The sequence below is a fragment of the Pseudarthrobacter sp. rb genome, assembly GCF_056389225.1.
Genome location: NZ_JBWJAR010000037.1, coordinates 1 through 5632 on the forward strand (window position 1 = coordinate 1; position 5632 = coordinate 5632).

5 protein-coding genes are annotated in these 5632 nt (G+C 58.4%); all 5 read right to left on the bottom strand.

Annotation, left to right across the window (positions count from 1 at the left end; translation table 11 throughout):
- Positions 1-227 precede the first annotated feature (227 nt).
- On the bottom strand, positions 228-788 hold the full coding sequence (locus ACWRN3_RS22600) for a hypothetical protein (protein ID WP_476742000.1): 561 nt from the start codon (positions 786-788) through the stop codon (positions 228-230).
- Between the two features lie 45 nt (positions 789-833).
- A complete protein-coding gene (locus ACWRN3_RS22605; protein ID WP_476742004.1) occupies positions 834-1100 on the bottom strand; it encodes a matrixin family metalloprotease in 267 nt (88 codons plus the stop codon).
- Positions 1073-1408, bottom strand: a complete 336-nt coding sequence (locus ACWRN3_RS22610; protein ID WP_476742001.1) for a hypothetical protein — start codon at positions 1406-1408, stop codon at positions 1073-1075. The genes ACWRN3_RS22605 and ACWRN3_RS22610 overlap by 28 nt, the downstream gene beginning before the upstream one ends.
- A gap of 577 nt (positions 1409-1985) precedes the next feature.
- Entirely contained in the window at positions 1986-4265 is a 2280-nt protein-coding gene (locus ACWRN3_RS22615; RefSeq protein ID WP_476742002.1) for a tyrosine-type recombinase/integrase, read from the bottom strand.
- A gap of 124 nt (positions 4266-4389) precedes the next feature.
- Complete coding sequence (locus ACWRN3_RS22620) at positions 4390-5025, bottom strand: tyrosine-type recombinase/integrase (RefSeq protein WP_476742003.1); 636 nt, start codon at positions 5023-5025, stop codon at positions 4390-4392.
- Between the last annotated feature and the right edge of the window lie 607 nt (positions 5026-5632).

Genomic DNA, 5632 nt, shown 5'->3' on the forward strand with positions numbered 1-5632 from the left:
AGCTTCTCTGCACTTTGCAACCGGCATGGATTCGGCTCAGGCGCAGCGACATATCACTTTCTGCAGCCATCAAACGGGTCTTGAGAACGGGGCTTTCTGGTCGTGTGACTGCTTGCCTCGAGCCGGGTCGGTCAAGGGCAGTCGCACGCGAAATTGTCCTGTGGAGCCTGACCATACCCCTGACTCTTTGTTGTCGGGGGCATGGTCAGGCCTTGTGGTTCCGGCGGTTAGGAGTTTCTTACCGCAGCTGCAAATTCTGCGGTTGTCCCGGTGAATTTCACCCCACCAGGAGCGAATGGGGTGACCTTGTCGTTGGCAACCTCAAATCTTCCCGACGGTCCTCCAATCACGTAAAAGAGGCCGGGTTCGGGTTGCTTCAGGAACAAGACTTGTTCTGAAACCTTGAACAGCGGGTCATCATCGGTTTGGTGAAGGACGCCATCCACGAGTCCGCCAGTCTGGCGTACGGTCAGTTTCGCTCCAACAGCCACAATATTTCCCGGGTCGTGGACCACCTGTTCAACGGTAAATTCGAAATCAGTAACCGGAATGGTCTTGATGCTTGACTGTCCGATGACGCGCGTAAAGCTGCCCCGGACCGCGACCGCACTATGCGCCTTGAGATCGCCCAGGTTGTTGTAGGCCTCAGCCCAGCTGGCGTCCATTCCGACCGTTTGGGCAGATGTAGTCGCACTTGTGTTTCCCGGTGTGCTCGAACAGCCGACCAGGCCTGAGACAGCAGCGATAGCGACCATTGCTGATGCCGTCCCGGTCACCAGCATCCTCATGGAGTGAGTCTTCATAATTTTCATCATCCTCTTGGGTCGATCGTGTTAGTACAGGGCAACGGAGCCGTTGTTGTCATCCGCGGTGGGCATGTAAATCCCGCAGGAATTACGCGTGGGTGTGTTGGGAGTCATCAAAACGCAGCCATTAGTGTGAGCAAGTCCGATTGCATGCCCCAACTCGTGCGCGGCGACTCCCTGAATGGTGGCTGCCGAATACCCCGACGTGTAGTAATAGTTCAAATAGGCATTGGCATAGCTGAAACAGTTCCCGGTTGAACACCCTGTCAGGCGTAATAGGTAATACCGTCCCAGCCGACGGTAGAGCTGTAAGCGTCGTCGACAGTCAGCGCACCACTACCCGCGTTCAGATAGAGGTTGTCCGGGCTGGCATTCCACGCCCAGCGCCCGTTGTCCCAGCCGGTGATATTAATGCCGTACATGTTCGGCTGATACTGCACGCTGATGTAGGCGCAGCACCCGCTGGTGGGCGTGTTCTCCCATCGGACCCCTTCAAGTGAGTAGGCCTGAGCCGGACTCATTCCCAGTACTGATACCAGAAATATCGCCAATCCGGCTGCCATCCCTCTTAGGCCCAAAATACGCTTGTTTCTGATTGCCACGTGCATAATTCCTTCCTCAAATGAAGACGGGTGCAGTGGGTGCCTCACTTCTGGCAGGCAGGCAAATATGGCCCAACAAATGGAATTTAGGTGGAATTGAATCCAACAAGTTCCGCAATCAGCAGACATCAATAAGTTCTGGATACCCCATAAGTTCGAGGTCGATGAGTGCATGGACCAGCTTCGTCTCGAAGGCTGGATCTCGGCGTAGTAGCTCTGGCCATCCCCCTGAAGCAGAGGATTCTTGCGAATTACACGCGTTTATCCGGCATCGTTGCCTGAAATGTTCTCCCCCAATTTCCCCCCGGATACCTCTGTATGAGATATGGGGTGAGAATATTCCACTGGATGCCGCGGCACAATAGCTTTAAAAATATTCAGTCGAATCTTTACATGACTGCAGTTCGTGAGTGAACGCCTCGATCCCTGACACCTCTAGCCTGGAGAGCATCCAGAGGTTCACTGGGCTCGCCGGCGGTTGCCCGAACCAGCTTGCCGAGTGTTGAACCCGTATATGGGTCTGTGCCGAGTATCGGAGATTTTTGGGCTAGCTCCGCCCCCTGGCGCGGCGAATTAGCTACTTCTCAGATCGGATTGTTGGGATACCTAGCATCGTCTGCCCGAACCCACCGAGTCTTTGAGCGTCGGCGCGTTTCTGTTTGAGGAACTGCATGGTTAGCTCGATGCCTTCTATCTCCCCCAGCCAGCCTTTCGCGTGGGCCAGCTCGCGGCGCGCTATGAGATCGATGTGGATCTCGTCGAGCCGGGAGACCATGTCAGGCTTCACGTGGAGCATGGGGCATCGGATGCAGGCGTGCTCGTGTTCGCACGGGGTGGCGTAGGGTCGTGCGCAGTCCCCGAGCTCCACTTTGCGTTTGTCGAAGTGTTCTTCGAACTCAGCCCATTCGGTCCTGCTTGGAGCCTTGTATTCCCGTGCTGGACGGGCGGCGCGCCGCTCGGCGAGGTGTTTTTGGTAGTGCCTAACGACGTCTTCCCGGAAGACCGTGACGTAACCGTGGGTTGTTTGAATATCGAGGTGTCCCAGAAGTGCGGCGCCGATGTGGATGGGTAGGCCGTTATTGACCAGGTCAGAGGCCAGAAGACGGCGGAAATCGTGCGGTGTGAACCGGCAACCGCCCAGCTCGGGATGGTCGAGGGCGACGGCGTCGCTGAGTTTGGCCAGTTCATCTCGGAGCGTTCCCGCGTTGATTACCTCGGTGCGTTGTCCGATCGTGCGTTGGAAGAGGAACGGCAGCGGCTCGCTGGTGACTCTTTCCGATGGGTTGAAGCGGGTCGCCAGTGGCACGTTCTCCCTGTTCCTGGTCAGGCGCCGGATGATGGTGGCGATAACGTGGAAAAGGTCGGGGCTCATGGGGATGACTCGTTCCCGATCATTTTTTGAGGGAGCGACGACCAGGAGTGCGACGATTTCGCCGTTCGGCCGGATGTATTGACGGATGCTCAGCTGCGATAGTTCCAGCAGTTCGTCGCACCGGAGGCCGGTATGCCTCAAGGTCTCAACAGCCGCCCACTGCCAAAACACGCCATCCTCGGTGAACGTCACATTGATCTTGCGGTTGGTGGACAGGTCGAGCACGCGGACGTTCGATACTCCATGGAAGCGGCGGTGCCTGGCGTCGCCCTCGGTGTAGAGGCGTTGATACTGTTTGCCGCCGACGGTAATGATCTCGTCTTTGCGGGTTTCGCCGGCGGCTTTCAGAAGTTCCTGGAAGTGATCTTTGCGTTCTGTGGCGGCGGCGATGAATGCCGGGAGTACTGGCTGGAGGAGGCGGATCCTAGCGTCCATGCGTTCTTTTGCGCGGCGGGCGGCTTTGCCCAGCGTCCGGGTCTCTCTGCCAGCGATCGGGCACGGCGCTACCCATCGGGCCCAGCGTTCTGGTTCTTCGGCCGCCCAGCCCTGCAGGTCGAGATAGAAGGCCCTGATATTCGTCATGACGGCTTCGAGCTGAAGGCGTGGCTTTCCATCGCGGCGGACAGCGACAACCGCCCGCCAGCTTTCGTAGTTCTCTTGTGAGATGACGAAGGTCGCTTGGCCGGGGTTGATCTTTTGGAGGCCTGTCCAAAACTTCCCGCAAATGTCTTCTGAAAGGTCCCGTAAGGTGGCGTAGTCGATGTCGTGGCTGCGCCGGGTCAGGTAGGCAACGAAGACGTCGCGGATGTCCGGATTAGTGACGCTGTGCTTGTCGACCAACTCAGCCGGCGTCTGGGCCGGGGATCGCATCGCCGCGCGGAGAGTTGGCGGGACCTGGGCGGGAAAGTGCCCGGATTCGGACATCACCCGCCAGGCAAGGTAACCGACGTGAGTTTCATACCCGCCGCCCCAGCCGCCCTCGCGCGTGGCGATGGCGTAGTGCAGCAATGCTTCCGCGCTCAGGTCAGCGAACCGGATTCCCTGCGTCGTCAGTGCTGATGCCACATCCATCCGGGCGCAGCGTTTGAAGTGATCAGATGTGTCCTGCTGTTCAACCAGGGCAAGGAAGCGGTCCAGATCGGAATCGTTTTGTGCTTGCTCAAAATGCTCGTGGTAGCGGACGAACGAGTTGATTTTGAAGGCTTCCAGCGAAGGGCGAATGACACGCAGGCAGCACAGCAGCATCAGAGAATGCCCCAGCTCGCCGTCCAGACGGAAGTTTCCCGTGGTCAGCTCGCGTATTTTGCGGTGACCATCATTGAACCCCGACGAGATCCATTTCTCCTGCCAGGTCCGTCCGGAGTGCCTCACGAGATAGGACAGCAGCCATTTCAGCCCGTGGTGGCGCAGTGATTCACGTGGCTGCTTGCGCGGCCATATCGTGTCCGTCAAGGCGATGATGCTCTCGGGGCTTGCCGTGTCCAAGTCACCGCGAGGCCATGGCGGAATTTCCGGTCTCGGCGCAGGAGCTGCGATGATGACGGTTTGGTTCCGGGTTCTGCCGGGAACAGCTGCGTTTACCGGCCGCTGTTGTGGCCGCTTGAGGGCCTTAGGCACCGAACACCACTGAGAAATCGTCGGGGTCGTAGCCCGGGGTCAGCGTTGATTGAGGCCGTGGAGAGGCCATGTGCTCTTGTACTTTTTGGAAGACCTCATCGACCCGAGGGCGTAAATAGGGAGCCATCGAGGAGACTTGTCGGTGCCGGCTCACGGCCATGATTTCAGGCAAGGTCAGATTCGGGTCAGAGACCATGCGGTTGATAGTCGTGTGCCTGAAGTCATGCAGTGACCAATCTGTACCCAGCACGCCATTCACCCGTTGCAGCATCCGGCGGGCAGCGTGATATGTCAACGGCCGCGGTTTGCCATGGAGCGCCCGCCAGATCAATTCATCTGGCCTCGGAACTCCGTGCTCATGGAAGTACAAGGTCAGATACTGCAGGGATTCCGGTGAGACAGGCACCGGTTCCAGGACACGGGATCCTTTAGATACGACCCATACGCGTTGCCCGGCCCAGTCGATCTGATCACCGTGGACGCCGAGCAGCTCACTCGCCCGGGCGCCGGAGGACACATACATACTCACCAGGGCACGATCACGGTTAGTCCGCAGAGCCTCCATCAAATCTTCGAAAAGGTCATCCGGGATGGAACGGGGCAGCCATTCGGACTTCTTCTGCCGCAAAGGAGCCCGATTCGCCCGTGGCGCTGTTTCCGTCCGGCCGTGATGAACCATGCGTCTCCGCCCGGCAGCCTCAGGGACCGGGTTTATCAGGGGTCCACGACCGAATCGTGCGTGGTAGGAGTAAAAGGACGAAAGCACCGTAAGGGCGTGATTGATCGTTGCCGGAGCATAGCCCCCGGGCAAGGGACGCTTACCTGTGCGCGAATTCCTCCCCCGGCTACCGGTCCCCCGCCGCTGAGGATTCACAGCGGACCGCATCCACCCCACAAGGACCTCGACCTCCGCACGAGTCGCCTGCTCCCATCCAGCGCCGAGCAGACCAAGAACACGCCACCACCTGAGCAAGTCATTACCGTAAGAGCGCACGGTCAAAGGGCTCATATCGCTCAGAACGAGATCACGGAGGAACACTGAGAAGTCCTCGATCTCTTGCCCCTTGTCGTCGATGACGACGTAGGGCAAGAGGCCCTCCGTTCTTGGGACCACTACGCCTATCGCCATAAGGCCAATCTGTCCCTCGAGTAGTTTGAGCCGCACTTCGTCCACGAGAACCACCTCTCCGGAGAACCCTGATCCAGACTCTACGATGAAGTTCAGTTAACAGGAC

Bases quoted from the DNA above. Each gene is read 5' to 3' on its own strand.
- ACWRN3_RS22600 (WP_476742000.1), bottom strand. From the start codon at position 788: ATGAGGATGCTGGTGACCGGGACGGCATCAGCAATGGTCGCTATCGCT.